Origin of the sequence: Paraflavitalea sp. CAU 1676, assembly GCF_029223285.1 — a bacterium.
Classification (GTDB): domain Bacteria; phylum Bacteroidota; class Bacteroidia; order Chitinophagales; family Chitinophagaceae; genus Paraflavitalea.
Map to the genome: position 1 here is coordinate 670,639 of NZ_JARHUJ010000004.1, position 23,506 is coordinate 694,144.

The 23,506-nt window shown below is 50.7% G+C and carries 18 protein-coding genes; 11 read left to right on the forward strand and 7 right to left on the reverse strand.

Translation table 11 applies throughout. The features are described 5' to 3' along the window. Window positions 1–50: 50 nt before the first annotated feature. The 5 genes from P2H89_RS15735 (at window position 51) to P2H89_RS15755 (ending at window position 8,017) form a co-directional block, all read left to right on the forward strand. Complete coding sequence (locus P2H89_RS15735; RefSeq protein WP_275828449.1) at window positions 51–1,466, forward strand: efflux transporter outer membrane subunit; 1,416 nt, start codon at window positions 51–53, stop codon at window positions 1,464–1,466. A 387-nt stretch (window positions 1,467–1,853) separates the two neighbouring features. Continuing rightward, window positions 1,854–4,241: a TonB-dependent receptor gene (locus P2H89_RS15740; RefSeq protein ID WP_275828451.1), complete on the forward strand. Its 2,388-nt coding sequence runs from the start codon at window positions 1,854–1,856 to the stop codon at window positions 4,239–4,241. Between the two features lie 3 nt (window positions 4,242–4,244). Continuing rightward, window positions 4,245–5,168: a DUF4249 domain-containing protein gene (locus P2H89_RS15745; RefSeq protein WP_275828452.1), complete on the forward strand. Its 924-nt coding sequence runs from the start codon at window positions 4,245–4,247 to the stop codon at window positions 5,166–5,168. Between the two features lie 126 nt (window positions 5,169–5,294). After that, entirely contained in the window at window positions 5,295–5,759 is a 465-nt protein-coding gene (locus tag P2H89_RS15750) for a (2Fe-2S)-binding protein (RefSeq protein WP_275828455.1), read from the forward strand. A 35-nt stretch (window positions 5,760–5,794) separates the two neighbouring features. Next, entirely contained in the window at window positions 5,795–8,017 is a 2,223-nt protein-coding gene (locus tag P2H89_RS15755; RefSeq protein ID WP_275828457.1) for a molybdopterin cofactor-binding domain-containing protein, read from the forward strand. Window positions 8,018–8,039: 22 nt separating this feature from the next. Here P2H89_RS15755 and P2H89_RS15760 read toward each other — a convergent pair whose 3' ends face one another. Further along, the gene (locus P2H89_RS15760; RefSeq protein ID WP_275828459.1) at window positions 8,040–8,495 is read right to left on the reverse strand and encodes a YhcH/YjgK/YiaL family protein; all 456 of its coding nucleotides are present in this window, start codon (window positions 8,493–8,495) and stop codon (window positions 8,040–8,042) included. A gap of 182 nt (window positions 8,496–8,677) precedes the next feature. On the opposite strand from P2H89_RS15760, the gene P2H89_RS15765 reads away from it, so the two are divergent. The 3 genes from P2H89_RS15765 to P2H89_RS15775 all read left to right on the forward strand — a co-directional run bounded on the left by P2H89_RS15765 (window position 8,678) and on the right by P2H89_RS15775 (window position 12,105). After that, window positions 8,678–9,079, forward strand: a complete 402-nt coding sequence (locus P2H89_RS15765; protein ID WP_275828461.1) for a BlaI/MecI/CopY family transcriptional regulator — start codon at window positions 8,678–8,680, stop codon at window positions 9,077–9,079. Window positions 9,080–9,097: 18 nt separating this feature from the next. Next, entirely contained in the window at window positions 9,098–10,879 is a 1,782-nt protein-coding gene (locus P2H89_RS15770) for a M56 family metallopeptidase (RefSeq protein ID WP_275828463.1), read from the forward strand. Between the two features lie 191 nt (window positions 10,880–11,070). Then, window positions 11,071–12,105, forward strand: a complete 1,035-nt coding sequence (locus P2H89_RS15775) for a hypothetical protein (RefSeq protein ID WP_275828465.1) — start codon at window positions 11,071–11,073, stop codon at window positions 12,103–12,105. A gap of 86 nt (window positions 12,106–12,191) precedes the next feature. Here P2H89_RS15775 and zwf read toward each other — a convergent pair whose 3' ends face one another. From zwf to P2H89_RS15790, 3 genes are all read right to left on the reverse strand, one after another. Continuing rightward, complete coding sequence (gene zwf, locus P2H89_RS15780; protein ID WP_275828467.1) at window positions 12,192–13,694, reverse strand: glucose-6-phosphate dehydrogenase; 1,503 nt, start codon at window positions 13,692–13,694, stop codon at window positions 12,192–12,194. Window positions 13,695–13,739: 45 nt separating this feature from the next. Further along, window positions 13,740–14,357 carry an HAD family phosphatase gene (locus P2H89_RS15785; protein ID WP_275828469.1) on the reverse strand — a complete coding sequence of 206 codons (618 nt, stop codon included), beginning with the start codon at window positions 14,355–14,357 and terminating at the stop codon, window positions 13,740–13,742. A 150-nt stretch (window positions 14,358–14,507) separates the two neighbouring features. Next, a complete protein-coding gene (locus tag P2H89_RS15790; RefSeq protein WP_275828471.1) occupies window positions 14,508–15,272 on the reverse strand; it encodes a S1/P1 nuclease in 765 nt (254 codons plus the stop codon). A gap of 184 nt (window positions 15,273–15,456) precedes the next feature. Here P2H89_RS15790 and P2H89_RS15795 point away from each other — a divergent pair, with 184 nt between their 5' ends. The 3 genes from P2H89_RS15795 to P2H89_RS15805 are packed head-to-tail and all read left to right on the forward strand — an operon-like array spanning window position 15,457 to window position 18,054. Continuing rightward, a complete protein-coding gene (locus tag P2H89_RS15795; RefSeq protein WP_275828473.1) occupies window positions 15,457–16,254 on the forward strand; it encodes an ABC transporter permease in 798 nt (265 codons plus the stop codon). Between the two features lie 7 nt (window positions 16,255–16,261). Further along, entirely contained in the window at window positions 16,262–17,038 is a 777-nt protein-coding gene (locus P2H89_RS15800) for an ATP-binding cassette domain-containing protein (RefSeq protein WP_275828476.1), read from the forward strand. Beyond that, entirely contained in the window at window positions 17,038–18,054 is a 1,017-nt protein-coding gene (locus tag P2H89_RS15805; RefSeq protein WP_275828478.1) for an MlaD family protein, read from the forward strand. Before P2H89_RS15800 ends, P2H89_RS15805 begins: the two co-directional genes overlap by 1 nt. A gap of 100 nt (window positions 18,055–18,154) precedes the next feature. On the opposite strand, the gene P2H89_RS15810 is transcribed toward P2H89_RS15805, so the two are convergent. The 3 genes from P2H89_RS15810 to P2H89_RS15820 form a co-directional block, all read right to left on the reverse strand. Further along, on the reverse strand, window positions 18,155–20,599 hold the full coding sequence (locus P2H89_RS15810; protein WP_275828480.1) for an ABC transporter permease: 2,445 nt from the start codon (window positions 20,597–20,599) through the stop codon (window positions 18,155–18,157). A gap of 248 nt (window positions 20,600–20,847) precedes the next feature. Next, a complete protein-coding gene (locus tag P2H89_RS15815) occupies window positions 20,848–22,215 on the reverse strand; it encodes a T9SS type A sorting domain-containing protein (protein WP_275828482.1) in 1,368 nt (455 codons plus the stop codon). Between the two features lie 328 nt (window positions 22,216–22,543). Beyond that, window positions 22,544–23,335, reverse strand: a complete 792-nt coding sequence (locus P2H89_RS15820; protein ID WP_275828484.1) for an NIPSNAP family protein — start codon at window positions 23,333–23,335, stop codon at window positions 22,544–22,546. Window positions 23,336–23,506 lie beyond the last annotated feature (171 nt).

Sequence of the window (23,506 nt, forward strand, 5' to 3'; positions counted from 1 at the left end):
GAGCTGCCGGATCGTAAAACCAACAACAGAAGACATTAAACGGATATAGCATGCAATACAAGCATATTCATTTTTACATAACAGTAGTAGCCGTCCTCCTGGTAACAGGCTGTAAGGTTGGCAAGGATTACCAGCGTCCGGAAGTACAGCTGCCACAGCAGTTCAACGGACAAAGCTTTGCCGATACCAACAGCATTGCTGAAATAACCTGGAAGGACTTCTTCACCGACCCTGCCCTCCTGGAATTGATCAATAAAGGCATTGCCTACAACAACGATCTGCTGGTGGCGATCAAGCGCATCGATATCGCACAGGCGCAAGCCCGGCAGGCGAAGCTGCTCCAATTGCCTGAAGTAAACCTTCAGATAACCGGAGCCATCAACCGGCCATCGGATAATAGTTTGAATGGTCTTAGTGCCAGTGCCTTCCTGGGCAAAAGCTATATCGAGAATTACCAGGTGCTCACCAGCATTTCCTGGGAGGCCGATATCTGGGGAAAGATCCGCCGGCAGAAAGAAGCCGTACTGGCGCAGTACCTGCAAACGCAGGAAGCAGCCAGAGCGGTACAAACACAGGTGGTGTCCAGCATCGCCCAGGGATATTATAACCTGCTGATGCTCGACAGGCAATTGGTCATTGCCCGCAACAACCTGGCACTGAACGACACTTTCGTGAATGTTACCAGGATATTGAGAGATGGTGGCGTGGTGACTACGCTGGCGGTACGCCAGGCCGAAGCCCAAAAGCAAACCACCTCGTTACTGATTCCGCAATTGGAGCAGGATATCGCACTGCAGGAAAATGCCTTGCAGGTCCTCACCGGCCAGTTACCGGGCACGGTTTCCCGCACGGCTGTACTCAACGACATTCCCTTGCCTGCCTCCATGTCTACGGGCTTGCCCGTGGCGATGGTGAGCAGAAGGCCTGATGTACGAACCAATGAAATGGCGCTGGTGGTGGCCAATGCGCAGGTAGGCATAGCACAAGCCAATATGTACCCCGCGCTCAGCATTACCGCCGGCGGTGGCCTGGAATCATTCAAATCAAGTAACTGGTTTAATATACCCGGATCGCTGTTCGGACTGGCGGCTGGTACCATTGCGCAACCTATTTTCAGGAAGCGGCAACTAAAGACCCAGTTCGAGATCGCTAAACTGGAAAGAGAACAGGCTGTCATCGAGTTCCGTCAGGCGGTGCTGCTCGCCACCGGTGAGGTCAGTAACGCACTGGTGCAGGTGGAGAAACTGAAAGAACAGCGTGTAATCGCCGTGAATCAGGTAGATACCCTGAAAGAAGCCGTTGGAAACGCTCAACTGCTGTTCAAAAGCGATATGGCAAATTACCTGGAGGTGATCGCCGCACAAACCACCGCATTACAGGCCGAATTGAACCTGGCCGCCATTCAACGCAGCCAGCTGGGCGCTGTGGTGGAATTGTACCGCTCACTGGGTGGCGGTTGGAAGTAAAAGAGTGTAGTGGTCATTAATGACCTACTTACGACAACAAACCGTCTCACAAGGCGCTTAAATAAAGTTGTTTTTTAGCCATGAAGAACAAATGGGTCACCCGGGTTATACCGGTGTGGCCCATTTTTTGTTATGCAATGCCTGCGCTTTTCCCGGAAAATGCCAGGTGGGGTAAATATGCCGACAAATTATCATCTGGTAATTCGTCTGTGAATTTGTTCAAACAAACATTTCTTTGGGGCAACTCAGATCACTCCCTTCCCGTTTACCGTAAAATAGTCATCACTTAGCCATCCCTGCGAACTGTCCGTAGCCGGGAGAATTAGTCTTTGAAACAGTCCATTTGCGCCATCGTTCATTCTAAAATTGGAGTAATTTAGTATTGGCATGAGAGGAGTGACCAACACCAACTACATTATCCGTTACCTCGTGTTGCTTTTATTGGGTATGATGACGCAGGCATCCCAGGCTCAGCAGCATACCCTGACAATACAGGTAGTGGACAGCACACTGATACCCGTGGGCCACGCCACTATAAGAATCAATAAGCGGGAAATGCTGGTGGATTCATCCGGCACTTATACAGCCGGCTTTTCCCGTGGCAACTACCGGATTTATATAACTGCGGTAGGACATAATCCTGCAGTGCAGGAAATATTCCTGCGTTCAGATTCCAACCTGCGCTTTATTTTGCATCCCAGAGAAAGTTTGTTGACCAGCGTATTCGTATCGGCCTATTCGAATGTGCGGCGCAATCAAATGAGCGCACAGCGGCTTAGTATTACACAGATCAAAAAACTACCGGTGATACTGGGCGAAATAGATCCGCTCAAGACCATTACCCTGTTGCCCGGCGTGAAGAATGGGGGAGAGGCGAGCGCCGGTTTGTATATCCGCGGCGGCGGACCCGATCAAAACCTGGTATTACTCGATGGAATACCGGTCTATAATCCCAATCACCTCCTTGGGTTCTTTAGTATATTTAATGGAGACGCGATCAGGAATATCGAAGTGATAAAAGGTGGTATACCAGCTGAGTTTGGTGGCCGGCTAAGCAGCGTCATTGATGTCAATTCGCGTGAAGGGGACAAAGATAGTTTCCATCTTTCGGGCGGAATAGGACTTATTTCTTCACGCCTTGCCGTGGAAGGCCCATTAAGTAAAGGCAAATCCTCCTATCTCATCAGTGCCAGGCGAACTTATATAGATCAGGTGGCGAAACTCGTAGCGAAGGACAGTTTGGGCGATAATGGCTATTACTTTTATGATGTAAATGCAAAGCTCGATTTTCAATTGAATAAAAAGAATGCCCTTGCGTTTACCTTCTACCTGGGTAAGGATGATTTCTCTTTTGTGGATGATGATGAGGACGGACCAGACCGCCGCTTCAACGCTATTTGGGGCAATACTATCCTTGGTCTCACCTGGAAACAGCAGCTGAGCTATAAACTCCGGCAGGAATTATCTGTTGTGCGCAACGATTTCGATCTCGATAGCCGCATGATATACGGCACTACCACCTATATATACGCATCGGGCCTCACCGATTATGCCGCAAAGAACGATTGGGTGTACACGGCCAATCGCTGGCTCAAGGCGAAGGCTGGCTGGCAGTATACCTGGCACAACTTCAGGCCCGGTGCAGGAAGCTCAACTGCTGGCCTCCAGGATTTCAAAAGCAATATCGAAGATCGTCATGCACATGAGGCGGCAGCCTATGTCAGTGCCGATCTGAATATAACGCCAGCCATTAATCTCGTGGCTGGCTTGCGCTACAGTTACTTTAACCAGGTTGGTCCTACTTCGTTCGTGGTGTATGATGCCGATGGGTCGCCCACCGGCGAAACAGAACAATATGGTAAGGGGCAAAGTATCGGCAGTTATCACTATCCGGAACCAAGATTTTCCCTATTGTACAAGCTATCTCCCCAGTCAAGCATTAAATTATCCTACACACGTACCGTTCAATACCTGCACCTGGCCACCACAAGCGCGGCCACCTTCCCCGGCGACCTGTGGGTGCCTTCGGGCAGAAAAATAAAACCAGCTCAGGCCGAACAGGTGGCAGCCGGTTATGCGTGTGACTGGCATGACGGAGCCTGGGAGCTCAACGTGGAGGCGTATTACAAAACGATGTCGAACCAGATCGAATTCAAGCCCGGTGCAAGGTTGTTGCTGAACCAGAACCTGGAAGGCGAAATGGTATTCGGAAAAGGAACCGCCTATGGGCTCGAAGTATTTTTCCAAAAAAAGACGGGCCGGCTTACTGGCTGGATCGGTTATACACTGAGTCGTACAGAACGCACGTTTCCCGACCTGAACAAGGGCAAAACCTTCCCTTACCGCTACGATCGTACGCATGATGCAAGTCTTGTGCTTAACTATAAGCTCAGCAGGAAATGGGATATAGCCTCCGTGTTTGTATATGGTACTGGCAATGCATTGACGATGCCTACAGGCAGGTTTGCGTACAGCCTCGGCTTTAACCGCAACGAGCGTACACCCATATTTACGAACATCAATCAATATGAGCAGGTAAACGATTACCGCATGCCGGCATACCATCGTTTTGATCTTGCATTCACCTTTACTCCCAGACCCGATAGTAAGAAACGATTCAAAAGCAGCTGGAATTTTGGGGTATACAACGCCTATAACCGGTACAATCCGTATTTCATCTATATCGATGTGGACGAAGACCTGCAGACGATCAAAGGCAAGAAAGTATTTCTTTTTCCCATTGTGCCCTCCGTTACCTGGAACTTTAAATTTTGATGTATGAAAACAGTACTACTAAAGCGGAAATGGATGTGGTTGGCTGTTTGCCTCGCAGCGGTAGGTTGCGAGCGCGATTTTGAAATAGACCTCAATGATGGCCAGCCGCAACTTATCGTGGAAGCATATATCAATAACGAAATGCCCCTGTACAATTATGTGGTGTTGAGCAGGAGTAAGGACTTTTATGAATCGGGCCTGCAAAATGTGGCCGTAACAGGCGCAATGGTAACGATCACAGAAGGCATGCGCATGCCCGACAATACCTACCAGTGGGATGGCGCCACCACGGTACAAATGAAGGAAGGGCGGTTGCAGCAATTGAACAATTCGAGCCTGCCAGGCTTTTATTTCGATCAACGCCTGGCTACCGATTCAATCAATGCATTGATGGGCAAACCCGGTAAGAGTTATAAACTGGACATAGAAGCAGATGGGAAAAAGTACAGCGCCATAACCGAACTGCTGATACCCGTTGCCATCGACAGCCTGACCCTCGGAAACTATTACCTCGACAAGAACGAAGACACCGTTTACAGAAAAGCGCGTATAACCGTGCATTATAAAGACCCGGATACCATTGGCAACACCCAACTCTATTATTGGCGCCATTGGGAAAATCGTAATAGTTTTGGCTGGGGCGCCCTGGGTACCAACCGCTATACGCCGGGTACCGACGACCTCATCAACGGACAATATGTAGACCTCACCTTATCGAATGGTTTTGTAATAGGCGATACGGTCAATTACTTTATGTCCAGTGTGGAACGCAAAGTGTATAATTTCTGGGACAGCTTCAATAAAGCCCGGAGCAATGGAGGCCCCTTCGCAACCCCGGTTTCGTTGCAGAGCACCATCTCCGGAGAAAACGTGGTGGGCTGTTTCAGTGGTTTCAGCCTGAGCGGAAAAACGATCTCTATAAAGTAATCTGGCCGAGATCGGGCTGGCCTTGTAACAAATGGTATTGTTGTAACGACAAATGGCCCTGACCGGGAACTGGCTTTGCAGGTAAGAATGGGTGGCAACCGGCATTTCTTCATAAAATGCTTAACCATGGAACAAACCATCGTGTTGAAGGTCAATGGCAAGTCTTCATCGGTAACCATCGATCCCGAAACGCCATTGCTGTATGCCTTGCGCAATAACCTGCACCTGAACGGACCAAAATACGGTTGCGGAATGGCGCTATGCGGTAGTTGTATGGTTTTACTGGATGGAAAGGCACAACCCTCCTGCATCATGCCCTGCAGTGCGGCAGCCGCTCACAACATTACCACCCTCGAAGGGATAGGAACTGCCCAGGCACTACACCCCCTGCAGCAAGCTGTGATAGAAACGCAGGCCGCCCAATGCGGCTATTGCCTCAACGGTGTCATCATGTGCGCCAAACAACTCCTGGATGAGCACGGATCGCCTTCCGAAGCACAGATCAAAGAAGCATTGCAGCGGGTATTGTGCCGTTGCGGCACCCATACCCGGTTTATTGCCGCTATAAAAAAGGCTGCAGCCATGAAGTGATAAAACTACCATTCACTATCTACCCATAACAAACCATGCCAATTCCTGTCAATAATACACCCACCAACGAATCCCGCCGGCGATTCCTGCGCCACACCGGCCAACTGCTGATCGGCTTTCATTTATTACCCGCTTCTCTCAGGCTGGCACAGGCGGGCGAAACGATCAGTCCCATGCCAGACGAAGGCAATATCAATACCTGGTTGAGGCTGGATGCCGAAGGCAACCTAACGGTGCTTACCGGCAAAACGGAACTGGGTCAGGGTATTAAAACGGCCCTGATGCAGATTGCAGCAGAAGAATTGGATATATCCATGCAGAAGGTAAACATCATTATAGCCGACACAGCCCAAACAGCCGATGAAAGGTATACGGCGGGGAGTGCCTCCATCACCGCCAGCGGCAGCGCCATACGGTCGGCAGCGGCAGAAGCCCGGAAAATATTACTGGAACTGGCAGCAGCACAACTCCACACAACTGTGCAGCAACTGGCCGTAAAGGATGGCGTAGTTACAGCGCTGAACACCAAAGAGGCAATTAGTTATGGGGCATTGCTGAAGGGAAGATCGATAGAAGGAAAAGTTACGGAGAAAGCTCCTTTGAAGGATCCTGCTAAATATACCATTGTAGGTACTGCCTGGCCGCGCGACGATATCAAAGCCATGGCAACCGCACAACCCGTATATGTGCAGGATATCAGGATGCCCGGCATGGTGCACGCGCGGATATTGCGTCCGCCGGTGTATGGGGCAAAACTATCCTCCCTGCCCAATGATGATCCTGCCGGTGTTACGGGCCTCCTCAAAATATTTCGCAATGGAAGTTTCGTGGCAGTGGTTACCAGCGAAGAATACCAGGCCATCAAGGCACTTAAATACCTGCGTGAAAAAGCGATATGGCAAAAGCCGGTACTGTCGCCGGCGCAGGATAAATTATTCGATCAAGTTACCGCATTACCCTTGAAAGGTGAGGAGGTGGCGAAGAACGAGGCGGCTGAAGCTGCCATCGCCGGGGCGGCTGCCAAAGTAGAAGCTGTCTATAAACGGCCCTATCAGATGCATGGCTCCATAGGCCCCTCCTGTGCCGTGGCATTATGGAAAGAGGATCTGCTTACCGTGTGGTCACATTCACAGGGAGCTTTCCCATTGCGCAGTACACTCGCCGATCTGTTGCACCTTCCCGAATCGAAGATCAGGGTGATCGCGGTGCCCGGTTCGGGCTGTTACGGTCATAACGGAGCCGACGATGCAGGTGCAGATGCGGCCCTGTTGGCAATGGAATTACCCGGGCGGCCGGTACGCGTGCAGTGGATGCGCGAAGATGAACATTGCTGGGAGCCTTACGGATCTGCGATGGTCATGAAACTTACCGGTGGTTTGGATGCCAGCGGGCAACTATTGGCCATCGATACCACCTTGTGGTCCGATACGCACGTCGCGAGGCCCGGCGGCAAAGCCGGGCACTTCCTGGCTGGCCGCGATCTGGCAACCCCCTTTACCTTCACACCCGGTGGCTATTCGGGCGGTAGCTACCGCAATGCATTGCCGTTGTACGATACATTGCGTAAAGTGACCTTGTTCAATTATAAAGGACCGCTGAGAACTTCGGCCCTGCGTAGTCTTGGCGCTTATGCCAACATCTTTGCCCTCGAATCATTCATGGATGAACTGGCCATTCGTGCCGGTAAAGACCCTGCCGCCTTCCGTCTGCAAAATTTGAAAGACGAGCGGGCTAAGGCCGTTATTCAAAAAGTAATGGACATAACGCAGTGGGAAAAGCGAACCGGAGCAAAAGCGGCTTCGGTTGGATGGGGCATCGCATTCGCACAATACAAGAATGATGCAGCTTATTTTGCCGTGGTAGCCGAAGTTGCGATCGACAAAACGGCCAAACAGTACCGCGTCAAATCACTCACCGGTGTAATCGATGCCGGGCAGGTGATCAATATAGACGGACTAAAAAACCAGACCGAAGGGGGCATGATACAATCAACCAGTTGGACCCTGCTGGAGCAGGTACAGTATAACGAAAAGGGAATATTGAGCCGCGGCTGGGATTCCTATCCCATCCTGCGTTTTCAGGCTGTGCCGTCTATAGCCGTGGAAGTCATCAACAGACCTGGGTCACCACCCGTGGGCGCCGGAGAAGCGGCTCAGGGACCTACGGCGGCGGCCATTGCCAACGCCATCTATCAGGCCACCGGCAGTAGGCTGCGCGAGCTGCCACTCAAACCAGACAAAATAAACTGGCAATACTAAACTTTGCATAAACTGCCTGGACTTATCCCACGCTCACCTTCATCACCACTTTCTTGACGGGGGCTGCACCCTGTACCTGGATATTTGGCATATGCAGATCGGTAGGATAGAAAATGGCAAACATGCCTGTCTTCATATGTGAAAAGAAAGAGGGTTTGCCACCAAAGAGCCAGAAGTCATTCGTATCGTCGTAGGCTTTGGAAGGTTCCTGCTGACGCAGAAAATCATGACCGATCAATTCTTCCCCACGCACAATGTATTGAACGTCGATGTATTTCTTGTGGGCTTCCATTTGCTCACCCGAAGCCGCAACGGTGTCATACTCATTCACGATGGCAATAACATCGGTGCCATCTATCTCATATTTTCCTTTGGGCACATTGCTGAAGTCAGTTTCGGAAAGGTAGCGGAATGCTTTTACGAACTTAGGACCAAGGTGATTATACAGCGCCGCATTTTCTAAAGTGTCGATAACCATGCTGGATAGGTAATTTATGGAGCAGCAAGATAGGCTAATAAGCTTACAATCAAAACCAGGACAACCTTTGACTCTCTTATAATCAATTATAAATCATAGGGTATTTGCCTCTTTAACTTGTTTTAACAAAAAAAAGAAGAGCTTCTATATACAACGTACGTTTTTTATCGTACCTTGGCGTTATGAAAGTCAGGAAAGACAATAATGCCCGCGATACCGTGCCTACCAAGGCAGAAATGGATGTATTGCAGGTATTGTGGAAACATGGCCCCTCTACCGTTCGGTTTGTGCACGATACCCTCAATGAGCAAAAAGAAGCTGTTCAATATACGTCCACGCTCAAGCTCATGCAGGTGATGACCGAAAAGGAAATGCTTACGCGCGATGAAACGAACATGAAGCATGTGTATAGTGCAGCACTGGAAGAAGAAAAAACCAAAGGCACCATGCTAACCCGTTTCGTCGATTCGATGTACGATGGTTCTGTGAGCAACCTGATGGTGGCCCTGTTGGGCAATGATAAAACGTCGGAGAAGGAAGTAGAAGTGCTGAAGGCGATGTTGAAGAAACTGGATCAGCAATAGTCCCCAATAAATCACAGCATGACTGGCGCATATTTATTCATACACGGCACATTGACCCAAAAGATATTGCAGGCATTTACCTGGATGCTCGTACATTCTATATGGCAGGGATTCCTCTTGGCGCTCCTCGCTGGTGCAGCTATGTTGTCGATGCGAAAGTCGGCCCCCGATAAGCGATACAAGGCATTGGCCGTACTGCTGGCTGGGTACCTGGTTACTTGTTTGTTAACGTTTGTATATGTATGGAATGATGCACCGGCCGTTAATGATGCACCCGGAACAGGGATGGCGATTGCCGAATGGAAAGGATTTGCCATCACCAACATCATACATTGGCTTAACGATTATTGCACCACACATGCTACCTTAATTGTAGCCACCTGGTTTTTCCTCTTTGCCTTCCGTTGCTGGCAAATGACGATGGCCATCAAATACGTCAAAAAGGTAAAAACGAAACAACTGTCGGGCCCGCCGGATGGATGGCAGCAAAAGGTCAATACGTTCGCATACCAACTCGGTATCGGCAAAGCCGTAACCTTGCTGGAGTCGGGTGTTACCAAAGTACCGGTAGTCATCGGCCACCTGAAGCCCGTTATCTATATGCCGCTTGGTTTACTGGCCAACTTGCCGCCTCACCAGGTAGAAGCCGTGTTACTCCATGAACTGGCCCATATCCGCCGCCATGATTACCTGTTCAACTGGGTGCAGCATCTGGCAGAAACGGTTTTCTTCTTCAACCCCGGATTGTTGTGGGTATCGGCCTTGTTGCGGGAAGAAAGAGAGCATTGCTGTGATGACATCGCCTTGTCATATACCGGCAACAGGAAACAATTTATACAAGCGTTGATCAACTTTAAGGAACAGGTAAGTCAACAGGGCGCTTATGTGATGGCGTTTCCCGGTAAGAAAAGCCAGTTGTTGCAACGGGTTACCCGCATCGTTCACAACCGAAACAATGCATTTAATGGCATTGAGAAAGGGTTCCTGCTACTGAGTGCTTTTGTTTGCCTGCTGTTGCTGGCAACCTTTGTCACCGATCAAAAGCAGGTTCAAACATGGACAGCCGAAACAATAACAGCAACTCCATTGATGCACGTTAGCCAGCCTGCGAACGCAGAACCGCCTGCTGATCGGTCTCGTACGGTTTTGCCCGTCAAATCATCTGGCCGTTCACGTAAGTCTAACAATACTGCCACCTCCGAAATACCGGCCTCCATCGTGATAGGGACAAGCGTAGAGCCGTCAACGGTTCCACAAGAACCCGTTCAGCAACACCCAACGGAGTACACCGGGCAGCAGGAAGAAATGAAGTCTGAAATTGATGTAACAGCGCAGTACCATGCAGCTTTGATTGAGCAGCATCGTCGCCAGGCGGCGCAGGATAACCAGCAGGCAGCCGTGCAACGCGAAAAGGCCGAACAGGATAGAAAGGAGGCTGAACGTCATCGTGCACAGGCAGCTATCGAACGTATACAAGCGGAACGGCACCGGGAGCGGGCCGAGGCAGACCGTCGCAAAGCGGAGCAAGACCGCGAACAGGCAGAACAATATCGGCAGCTGGCAGCTGATGATCAGGCGAAGGCGGATCATAATCGCGAGAGGGCCGCCAAAGACCATCAACAGGCACTGCAGCATGCCGCACAAGCCGAGAAAGACCGGCAGCGTGCAGAGATCGATCGCCGGCATGCCGAACTTGATAGGGCACGCGCAGAGCGCGACCGGGTACAGGCCGACAAAGACAGGGCTCGCGCAATGACCGGACGAAACCTGGCCGAAAGCAGGCAGTATAGCCGGCAATAAGCAAAAGACAAATTCCCGATATATATCAATCATTCAGGGGCTACCCAGTACAGGTTACTGATGCGCAGGTAACTGGTAGCGTGTGTGTATTGCCCGGATGAAGACAGATTATTCTCATTTACAAGCTGGGTTTCCAAAAAATCACTGCATGGTGAACAGGGAAAGTATTGCCCATTCTAAAAAAAGAAAACATGAAAAACAAAATGTTCAATGTAAAACTACTCCTGCTGGTAAGTACACTGGCAGCAACAGGCGACGCGGTACAGGCTCAAACAAAAACACATTCCAGTACACGCTATAGCACTACCGATTCAAACACCGGGTCGGGTATTACCTGGCTCAATGTCGATTCAGATTCGCTGAACGATCCCCGCAAATTGATCACCCTGTACAAGAACAATCAGGTATACAAGATCAAGACCGATGAGGGAAAGATCACAGAACTGTTCATTGATGAAAAGAAGATCGCAGAAGCCGACTACCCGCAATACCAGCCTATGGTAAAAGACCTGCTCGAAAAGATCAGGAAAGACCAGGAGCGGGCAGAAGCAGATCGTAAACGTGCTGAAAAAGACCGTGCAAGAGCCGAGGTGGATAGGGCCGTTGCTGAGAAATACCGCGAGGCCGCCAGTCGTGACCGGGAACGGGCCGAGGTAGACCGCCGCAAAGCAGAGAAAGACCGGGAGCAGGCTAGGGGCGGCCAGGAGCGTGCTGAAAAGGACAGAGAACATGCCACGCATCAACGGGAAACGGTAGAAGCCTACCAACAGGAAGCCCAGAAGCATCGTGCGGAGGCCGAAGCCGATCGCAAGCAAGCCGAGGCGCACCGGCAGCAGGCAGCAAAAGATCATGCACAGGCCGAAAAGCACCGTACGGAAGCTGAAGCCCACCGCGCGCAGGCCGAAAAGGACAGGGCCCGCGCAGTAGTGGATCGTCAACGGGCCGAAGTCGATCGCCAACGGGCCGAGATAGACCGTAAGCGGGCGGAAGAAGACCGTAAAATGATGGAGCAGATGATCGAAGAGCTGATCAGCGAAAAGATCATCAGTGATCGCGAAGAGCTGCGCGTGGTGCAATTATCCGAAGAAGCCCTTATCATCAATGATACGAAGCAACCTGCAGCCTTGCACCAGAAGTTGAAAGGCAAATACCTGAAGAAGAAAGGTGGCAGGATCACTTATGTACACAGTCCCAACCGTACGTACTTCGATGTAGATAACAAGTAGGCTGCAGAGCACTACAACAACAAAGTCGTTTGGCGAAGCAGTTCCTGCATCAGCCAAACGACTTTCTATTTTGAGATGGGTTGGTCTTATTTCCTCGTATGAGAAGCCCAGGTATGTCCCTGGCGGGCGATCAGGGCCTCTGCATTCTCCGGACCCCACATACCGGCCGAGTAATTGGGAAATTCGATCGAGTTGTGCGATTCCCACGCTTCGAGAATAGGTGTCACCACATCCCACGCGATCAGCACCTGGTCCGAGCGCATAAAGAGGGTAGCATCGCCCTGCAGTGCATCGAGCAACAACGTCTCATACGCTTCTGGTGTACTGGTAGAGCAGGAGTCGTAATCGAACACCATTTCCACCGGGTTCAGGTTCATCTCGAGCCCCTGGCGTTTAGCGGTAAACCGCAGGCGGATGTCCATTTGCGGCTGTATGTTTATGATCAGCCTGTTGGGCGTTACACTGTCATACAAATGCTCGGGGAACGAAGAGTGGGGTATGGGATGGAACTGGATGGTGATGGACGAAGTCTTTTCGGGCATGCGTTTACCGGTGCGAATATAGAAAGGCACGCCTTGCCAGCGCCAGTTGTCGAGGTGGAATTTGATGGCCACATAGGTCTCGGCATTGGAGTTGGGGCTTACGCCCGGTTCCTCGCGGTACCCGGGCACCTGCTTACCCTCTATCCACCCCGCGTCATATTGTCCACGCACGGCATACTTACTAACTTCTTCGGGTTTGATGGGCTTGATGGCGCGCATCACATCGGCTTTCCGGTTGCGGATCTCTTCGGCATCAAAAGTCACCGGCGGTTCCATCGTGATCATGCACAACAGCTGCAGCAGGTGATTTTGCACCATATCGCGCAGCGCTCCGGCGCTTTCGTAATAGCTGCCCCGCTCTTCCACGCCCACCTGCTCGGCCACGGTGATCTGCACGTAGTCGATATAATTCCGGTTCCACAAGGGCTCAAACAAGGCATTGGCAAACCGGAATGCCAGGATGTTCTGCACAGTCTCTTTGCCCAGATAATGGTCAATGCGGTACAACTGCTGCTCCTGGAACAGGCCGGTCAGCAGGTTGTTGAGTGCAATAGCTGTTTCCTTGTTGTGGCCGAATGGCTTCTCGATCACGACACGGTCGGTAGCAGCATTGGAGGCCAGCCCTTGCTTGTGCAGGTTAACGGCTACCACTTCCACAAAGCGCGGAGCGATCGAGAGATAAAACAAGCGGTCGGCACGCAGTCCCCACTGCTTGTCCAGCTCGTTCACCTTATTGGTGAGGTTGGTATAAGTGATCTCTTCATTCATATTGGCCGGGATATAACTCAGCCGGCTTTTGAACTCCTGGAGCGCAGCAGCATCTGGTTTGCCCTTGCGCGAAAACTCGTTCAGGCTGTCTTCTACGAATTGGTGGTATTGGGCATCATCGAATTCATTGAGGCCAAGACCAATAATGGCAAACACATCGGGCATCCAGCCATCGAGGTATAAATTATAGAAAGCAGGCAATAACTTTCTCTTCGAGAGATCGCCGCTGCCGCCGAAGATGACAATGATGGTGGGGGTGGTTTTTTTCCCTGAGATCATAGTGGTGATTTATGAATGGTTGCGCAAAATTAACAGGTATCTGCGTTAGTCGACAGCCATGCCGTATTGAAGCAGCGCGCGGCGGGTTTCTTCCAGGCTAATGTGCTGAATACCTTGAATACCCAGGCTGCGGGCCACATTGATGAACACAAGCCGGTCGTCCAGATACAGTGCTTCTGATGGTTTCACGAAGGCAATGTCCAAAGCCAACGTATAAATTTCTTTATCGGGTTTACGCAATTTCACGAAAGCCGAGGAAATGAAAGCGTCGATGAACTTATCCAACCCGAAAGTCCGTATACGGTAGTCGTTCAGTTCCCGGCCTTCATTGTTGAGGGCAATGATCCGGATGCCGTATTGCTTTTTCAACTTCTGCACGAAGGCCAGCATGTCATTGTCGGGCTGGGTTTGCTGGAAGATGAAATCGGCAAATACTTCGGGGGTAAAAGAACGGGGTTCGTAAAAAACGGTTTGTTGCAGGTAGTCGTCCAAAGAGATCTTGCCCGATTCGTAGGTATCGAAGAACAGTTTATGGCGATCGTTAAATTCTTTGAAATCAAGAGAGAACTTCTCGGCGGCCAGCTTCCGGGAGCTCTGTGGCCATCCATTCGTGAGAATGACGCCGCCCATGTCGAGGAACAATACTTTAATTGGTGTACTCATATATAATTGCCTGTCAGTTTTATAATCCGCAAACAAAGCTATTGAGTAAGTTCCAATACACCAATTGACAATTAATTACCCGTATTGTACAAATCATGGAAAGCCCGGCGTATATCACCACTGCTGGCGACGATACACGCCGGGATCGTATTAATTAAAGATATCGTTGAGTACACCCGCCAGGCGAACCCCGCCTTTCAGCAGCCGCTCGTTGAGGGTTTGCACATGGTCGAAGTTGTAGCGGTAACTCAGTTTCTGGTTAGGCTCTTTGATCTCTGCGTACAGCTGATTGCTTACCGTGTACGATTCGAACAACCATTGGCCGATCGGTTGACTTTGCCATTCCTTCCTTTGTTCTTCCGTTGTAAAATTGATGGCCTTTACATATTCAGTATAGCTCAGCTCCTGGTACTCGATGAGCTTCTCGTCCCACACGCTGTGGAGGTTTGCCGGCTGGTTAAACCATAAAACATTAACACGGTTGCCGCCAAGATCATCCGGGCGGCCGGTATGCATGGGTTGATGGGCGTCGCCCACGAGGTGAATGAGAACGCGCAGGTATAAAAGCTTTTTGTCGGCTTCCAGCGACTTGTTCTTTAGTTCACTGATCACAAAGTTCATCTTAGTATAAATATCCGTGGCGGTGTCTTTGGCAAGGTAGTCGTGAACCTGCTGTTCGCTCAATCCTTCTTTGAAGTTGATATAGTGCCACGGGCTCAGGTAATTGTAGGCCGGGTCGGATTTGATGAAGTCGGGCCAGTTGCTCGTCATGGCCAGCGATTCGTTGCCGAGAATGGCGGCGATCTGGCGGCGCGCCTTTTTGGTAAGATAGCCATCGGCTATTTCACCCACGATGCGATGTCCCAGCATACCCCAGGCCATCGATTGGGCGGGCATATAAAAGAGGAATGCCATAAACAACCATTTTTTCAAGATACTCATATCAGTAAGTAATTGTTTGCCCAAATATAAGCAGATCACCCCACGCCACCATTAAGCCTGTCTTAAGTCCCGGGTCTGGTGGCATAAGATTGGAACCTTTATAAAATAGTCATAACCGGGGAAATTTAGCCCCGTTCAACGTCAAACAGTCTCATTTATGGGTGAACCTTCCAGGAAAACGCGCACGCAGGTATTTACAAAGCAATTGGATTCCTTTTTCATGGATATCTATGCTATCGGGCAGTTTACCGGCAGATTCTTTCGTGAAGCGTTCCGCCCGCCGATAGAATGGAAAGAGATCATCCGGCAGTTTTATATGGTAGGATATAAATCGCTGGCACTCGTTTCCGTGACCAGTTTTGTAACCGGTATCGTATTTACCAAACAATCGCGCCCCTCGCTGGCCGAGTTTGGAGCCACCTCCTGGCTGCCTTCCCTGGTAGCCATAGCCATTATCCGGGCCCTGGCGCCGCTGGTAACAGCCCTCATCGCTGCCGGGAAAGTGGGATCGAATATCGGAGCCGAGCTGGGGTCTATGCGCGTAACGGAACAGATCGATGCCATGGAAGTATCTGCCGTCAATCCCTTTCGCTATCTCGTGGTTACCCGCGTGCTGGCTACTACCTGTATGCTGCCGCTGCTCATGCTGTATATGTCGCTAATAGCTTTGCTCGGCGCCTACCTCAATGTGCACCAGAACGAACAAACCAGCCTCAATGCATTCTTTCAAAATGCTTTTGAGCAGATATCCTTCCTCGACTTGTTTGCCTCGACCTTCAAATCGCTCGTATTTGGCTTTACCATTGGCATAGTTTCCAGTTACAAAGGATATTATACCACCCAGGGCACACAGGGCGTAGGAAAGGCCGCCAACTCGGCCGTAGTAATATCCATGTTCCTCATATTCATCGAAGAGATCATCATCGTGCAAGCCGTTAACTCAATAAGACCGTAAACAACCAATGAAGAAACCAAACCAACATATCGAACACAACAACGCAGTCATTCGCATCCGCGATCTCTACAAATCGTTTGGCGATAACCATGTATTGCGTGGCATCAACCTCGATATCCGGCAGGGCGAAAACCTGGTGGTGCTCGGCAAATCAGGTACCGGTAAATCGGTGCTCATCAAGATCATGGCTGGCCTCCTGAAGCCGGATAGCGGCACGGTAGAAGTATTGGGCGAGCACGTAGATAAACTGTCTGCCAAAGAACTCGATGCCCTGCGGCTAAAGATTGGATTCTCATTCCAGCACAGCGCGCTGTACGATAGCATGACGGTAGGGGAGAACCTGGCTTTTCCCCTGCAGCGCCACCAGCGGCACTTATCGGCCGATGACGTGCGTAAAGAAGTAATGCGGGTACTGGAGGCTGTAGGGCTGGCACAAACCCTTAAACAGTTGCCGAGCGAGCTATCGGGCGGCCAGCGCAAACGTATCGGTATTGCGCGTACCCTTATTATGCAGCCTGCTATTATGTTGTATGATGAGCCTACGGCCGGTCTCGATCCCATAACCAGTATGGAAATCAATAACCTTATCAATGAAGTGCAGGAAAGTTACCACACCACGGCCGTGATCATTACCCACGACCTTACCTGTGCCAAGTCGACCGGCGACCGCATAGCCATCCTGCTCGATGGCCATTTCAATCATACCGGCACCTTCGAAGAAGTAGTGGAGAAAAGTACCGACCCGCAAGTGAAAAGTTTTTATGACTATAATTTTATCGACTGATGGCAACCAACAAAAACAGACATGCTATAACGGTGGGCTTTTTTATTACCCTCGGCACCATTATCCTCATCGTAGGCATATTCACCCTCGGCGGACAGAAGAAAACCTTCTCTCCCTCGCTGCATGTTTCGGCCGTATTCAATAACGTCAACGGATTACAGAAAGGCAATAATGTATGGTTTTCCGGGGTCAAGATCGGCACTGTACGCAGCATCGAATTCTTTGGTACCTCGCAGGTAAAGGTGACCGTCAATATCGACCGCACCGCACGCGAATACATCCGGAAAGATGCGCGGGCGAAGATCACGGCCGAAGGATTGATCGGCAACAAACTCGTGGTATTGTCGGGCGGCAGCCAGGAGGCGGGCCCTATACAGGGCGGGGAAATCCTGCTGGTAGACGAAGCCATGAACCCCGACGAACTGCTGGGCACGCTGCAAACCAACAACAAAAACCTGGCAGCCATCACCACCGATTTCAAAACCATCAGCAAGCGACTGGTAGAGGGAGAAGGGTCGATGGGTGCCTTACTCACCGATAAAACCCTGTACAAAGACCTGCAGACCACCATGGCGGCCCTGCGTACCACCGTGGGTAACTTACAGGTAGCGGCCCGCAACAGCGAGCAGCTGACAAAAAGTATAGCCGACTATTCCTCCAGCCTCAACCGCCCGGGCACCCTGGCCGGCGACCTGGTTTCGGATACAGTCATCATGACCAACCTGCGCACCTCGGTCGAGCAGATCAACCTGGCCACGGCTCAGGCCAATGCGTTCGTGCATTCGCTGCGTAATGCCGGCAAAAAACTCGATGAAGGGGATAATGCCGCTGGCCTGCTCCTCCATGATGAACAGGTGGCAGAAGAGTTGCGCAGTACCCTGCAAAACCTCAACAGCAGCAGTAAAAAGCTCGATGAGAACCTGGAAGCCATGCAGCATAATTTCCTGTTCCGTGGTTATTTTAAAAAGAAGGCCCGGCAGGAAGCGAAGGATAGCGCGCGGGCGAAGAAAAATTAAGCTGGTACTGCCCGATGCCGTCAACCCCTACAGAGATCCGGAACATCACAACAACGTATAAGTTGCCCCTGTTGAAACAAACCACCAACAGGGGCTTTGTTTATTCCGTCTTCAAACTTTTAACCGGGTTCACCAAGGCTGCCCGGATAGCTTTATAACCCACCGCGATCCACGCGATGAGCATGGAGAAAACGATCGCCAGCAGGAAGATCCCGGCACCCATCGTTGTGTGGTAGTGGAAATCGGCCAGCCACTCGTTCATGAAATAATAGGCCACCGGACCAGCGATCAGGAAAGCCACCACGATCAACACCGTAAACTCTTTGGAAAACAACAGAACAATGCTTTGTACCGAGGCGCCCAACACTTTGCGTATACCGATCTCCTTCGTCTTTTGAACCGCCATAAAGGCAACCAGCCCATACAAACCGAGGCAGGAGATGAAAATGGCCAGCACGGCAAATACTTTGAACAGCTGAGCCGTGGTAGCCTCCGACTTATACATGCCGTTTATTTTATCATCGAGAAAGGTAAGGTCATACAGGTAGGTTGGGTAGATGTTCCTGAACAGCCGCTCCACCTTTTCCATCGTTGGGCCAAAGCTGGCGGTGTTGACGCGAACGGCCAACGTAGAATAGTAACCCAAATTCGTCGTGATGGCGATCGGCTTCACCGCCATGTGCAAAGACCGGCTATTGTAATCACGCACAACGCCTACTATAGGATACCGGGTTTTTCCATCGAACGAAAGCGTTTTACCGATAGCCGCATCCGCAGCAGCAAGTCCCAGTTGCTTCACAGCGGTTTCGTTCACTACTACTTCTCTAACGGAATCGCTTTGGAAGGGAAGCCTTCCTGCTGCCAGTTGCAAACCAAAAGTGGAATAAAAGCTGGTATCGCCAAACTGAATGGTGATCCTGAACGGCAGTTTCTCCGCATCGTTATTGAAGTAAAGTTCTTCTTCGGCCGACCAATAGGCGACCGGCGAATCCCAGCACAGGCTCGCCTCTTTTACGCCAGGCAGCGCCTGCATCTGTTGTTTCAGTAAGGGATATTTCACCCGCAGCGAACTGTCGCTGGGCAGATCGATCAGGGCAATGCCCTCTTTCACCAATCCCATTGACTGGTTGCGGAAAAATTGCATCTGCTTCACCACGACGATCGTGCCAATCACCAGCAACTGTGCGATCACGAACTGAAAAACCACCAGCGATCTCCGCAGCGAAATGCCGCCTCCGATCTTACTGCTGAGCTTGTTCCTGAAAATGGCCGCCGGTTTAAAGCCCGATACAATGAAGGCCGGGTACAGGCCCGCCAACAGCGTGATGACCAGTGTAAGGGCAACCAGGAACAAGAGCACGGCTGGATGCAATAACAGGCCAACCGAAAAGGTTTTGTTCAAAAGGTTGTTGAGAATAGGCAGGCAGGCCACAGCCAGTAGCATACCCAGCAGCAAGGCAAAGAAGGTAATAACCCCTGTTTCCTGCAGGAACTGGCTGATCAGCGAACCGCGATCGCTTCCCAATACTTTTCGTACGCCGATCTCTTTCGCTCTAAGTACAGATTGAGCCGTAGATAAGTTGATAAAATTGATGCAGGCCACCAGCAACAGGAACACACCGATAAGGCCCAGCGACCACACCTCGCGGCGCGATAAACCATCCTCCCGGAAACTGCCATATGAAGCATTGAAGTGAATATCGTGCAAGGGTTGAAACCTGAGTTGAGAGCTGGCCTGCCCGGGTTTTGCCACCGGTGCATATTTCTTCATGAAGGCCGGTAATTGAGCGGCCTCGGTGTTAATGGAATGGTTGCGGGGCAACAGCACAAAACATTGCATCCGTTCATTGACCCAGTTCCAGTTATCTGCTGCAGTAAACCAGGTGGGATCCATGATCTTTCGAAGCGTGGCGAGCGACACCCCCAGTTGTACAGGAATATCGGTATTGCCGGGCAGGTCCTTGAAAACGCCCTGGATCAGTACTTTATTCCGGAACGACCAGAACTCGATCGTACGGCCAATGGCAGCCTGCGCACTGCCGAAGTATTTTTTAGCCAGGGTTTCCGACAGCACACCGGTATTCGGCGCCGTGAGGCCAGTCGCGTTGCCAGCCACCCATTGGTAATCGAAGATCTCGAACACGCCGGATTCAGCGAAGAACAGTCCCTCGTTTTCCTTGAACCGCTTTTCGTCGGCAAGCCCGTTGCTGCCGGGTACATAGATCTGTGCCTGGCCCAGCGAAGCAATGAAACCCACTTTCTCAAAAGCCGGAAAGTCGTTGCGCAGCGCATCGACCATGGGGTTGGGCACGCCGCGATGGTATTCATCGATAGCACCGGTAGTGGCATTTTTCTTTTCGGTAACTACACGGTAGATCCTGTCATTGTTTGCATGATAATTGTCATATGTCTCCTCGTACCGGATCACCAGGAAGAGAAGGATGGCGGCAGCGATGCCCACTCCCAGGCCCGCAATATTGATCAGGGCAAAAGACCTGTTCTTCTTCAACGACCGGAATGCCGTCTTCAGGGAGATAGTAGTCATAGCAATTTGGGTGGTTATGTGTTTAAACAGATACGGGCACGGAGAAATGTGCATTAGCTGATCCCAAAAGCAGTCCAAAAATTATCGACTTCAAAGCTAATAAGATAGAAATGCAAGAGAAGAATAGGCTGTTCGATAGTGATACACTGGCCGACCGGATTTGAACAACCTGCGCCTTAAAATGAGGGCACCCCTTCGCGGTCTGCCGACCAGGAAGGGGTGCCCCGTTTATCGCCTTACTATAGAATCTACTTTTTGATCATCACCCGCTGGGTAAATTCAACCGCTGTACCCTGCACCAGTACGAAGTACTGGCCAGCTGCCAGCTGATGGGTGGGTATACGCTGTTGCCAGTAACCTGCTTCCTTGTTGAATTGATTCACTTGCACCGTGATGCCCTGGCTGTTCAACAGCTTAACGGTGATCCTGTCCTTGTTGGGATTGTTGAAGCCGATCGTGATCGCATCGGTTGCCGGGTTGGGAAACAATACCAGCTTGCCTGTCTGCACATCGATGGTAGCCTTCAGCAAGGAGAACAAGGTAGTTTTACCGTTGACGTCCGTTTGGCTGAGCCTGTAATAATTATTGCCGATTGCCGGATGTTCGTCTTTGAAAGCATAGTTGCTGCCATTGGCTTCGTTCGTCGAAGCAACCTGGCCTATCTTCTGGAAATTGACCCCGTCTTCCGAACGTTCGATGCTGAAGAACTGGTTGTCCTGCTCCAGGGTCGTAGACCAAATGATGCTCACCCCTTCTTTGCCCGAGGAAGCGATCTTATAATTGGAAAGCGCTACCGGCAGGGCAGCTTCGGCCCGGCTGTACTGCAGCGCCCATTCGTACACATTCCTGCCATTCTCCTTAAAGGAAGCGTCGTAGGTGGCCGTCCAGGCATCATGGTCGGCCGATGGGAAGATCGTCTTTTTGGCCCTTGGGGTAGGTGGGTGTAAGCCATCGTTGATCAGCGTAATGTACAGGTTGGTGGCAGTGACCCGCACAGTGAGGTCGCCGTCGTTGTGCGTAGCCCATACCGGCAGGTTGGCTTCGCCGATATTGTCAGCAAGCCAGGAATAGGCTTGCGAATAACCGCATACAGGAATAATACCGGCCAGCTTTTTGGCTGCCGCAAGGCTGCTGCCCGCATATTCCCATACGGCGCCGCCACCCAGGCTCATGCCGGTAAGGTAAATACGGTCGGTATCTACCCGGTAATTATTCTTTACATAAGTGAGGATCGATTCTACTTCTGAAGGAACCAGTCTTTGCTTGTATTGGGGTGAGATAACTATGAAACTATAAGACCGCCCGCCGGAAGTAACTGTCGTGGGGAACTTGCCTTCCTGGATATTTTTGGGAATGGCATCACCCAGTAACTTCTGCAGATCATTTTCACTGCCATCGCCACGGTCGCCATCACCATGGAGGTAAACGATCACGGGATATTTTTGGGTACCACTGGGGTTGTAGCCCTGGGGCAGGTACTCCCACAAACCACCACAATTGTTGTTGATGAAAACTGTCTTTTTCCGGTGTACGGACGCTTGAGCAAAACCTCGCTGATTCAATAACAGGCATACCAATAACAGGCATGCTGTACCGAAAGTGTACAAATGCTTCATGTCGTTAATTTTTCAGGATAAATACAATAAGGGCGGCTACAGCCTCGCAGCTGTACACAAGAAATTGGATGCTATGGCAAGAAGTGTAATCAGAAGGTAAGCGACCAACGACGAAAAAAAATCGTGCCTGTGGTATTTTACGGGATCAGGTCAGGTTTAGGTTGCCAGTTATTATAAATAGCGGCAAATATTCCACAAGATTGGACTGGGTGCTTTGAGCGGCCCAAAGCTACAGAAATTTTTACCGTATCCGCCGCGGTTTGCAAGATTAAAGTTAGGAGTTATAGGTTGCCGATAGAATTGGGTTCCCGGCCGATTAGCACTACACTTATATCTGCGAGTAATTGGTGGGCTGCAAAAAGGTCTTTGTAATGCGCGAAATGATCAGCTTGTCGGCATACTCCGGCAGGCTCGCGACCTTTTTCCACTCGGGGTCGCTACCGAAGGTTTTCCAGTTGCGGTCGTGTGCCTCCATATTATCGAAAGTAATCATGTAAGTAAGGTTGGGCCGCGCTTCGCCGATCAGCGATTCACCAAAGAAAACGGGAGTGAGCCCGGTCTTTTTGAAGATCTCTATCTCACCGCCTTCATTGAACATCTCGATCTTTTTCTTGCCGGCATACTCTGTAGGGCTTTCATACCGGCGCAGCTCGAAGATCCTTTCCTTCATGGGTGGCGCCACCAGGTGGGGCATTTCGGTGAATGATTTCAGCAAAGAACTCTGTATCCGTTCGTAGGCCGGAGCATCGGCCGGGGCACTCAGATAGTCGGAAGCTGCTTGCTGGAATGTTATGTCTTTCGCCAGGTTGAAGTCCATCGACGTAAAATCATCCAGCGAAGGAAAGGGGATCACTACATACAGTTTGGTTTGCCCCGTGGGCTGCAATTCAGTAAAAACGCCTACCTGCTTTGCGCCAAGCCGGTTGAGGGCAGGTATGGCTGCCTGGGCAAAATAACGTTCGGTAAGTTGTTGCTGTTCGGGATTCTTAAAAGTGTAGATACGCAGTTCATAATATTCCTGCTTCTTTTTTCCTGCCGCGGGTGGCAAAGCAGCAGCGGGCAGGGAGGCAGCAGAAGCGCCGGTAACAAGGGCAGATTGAATAAAACGACGACGTTTCATATAACAGGTATAGTAAGTGAGATCAATAAGAATGATATCGATGTAAATTTATTGATTCCGGCCGGTATTCAGGAGAGCTTTTTATAGCCGCTCACAATGCACCATCCAAATAACCGATAAAAAGCCGGCAGCAGATCAACTGCCGCCGGACGGGCCAACCGTCTATCTCAT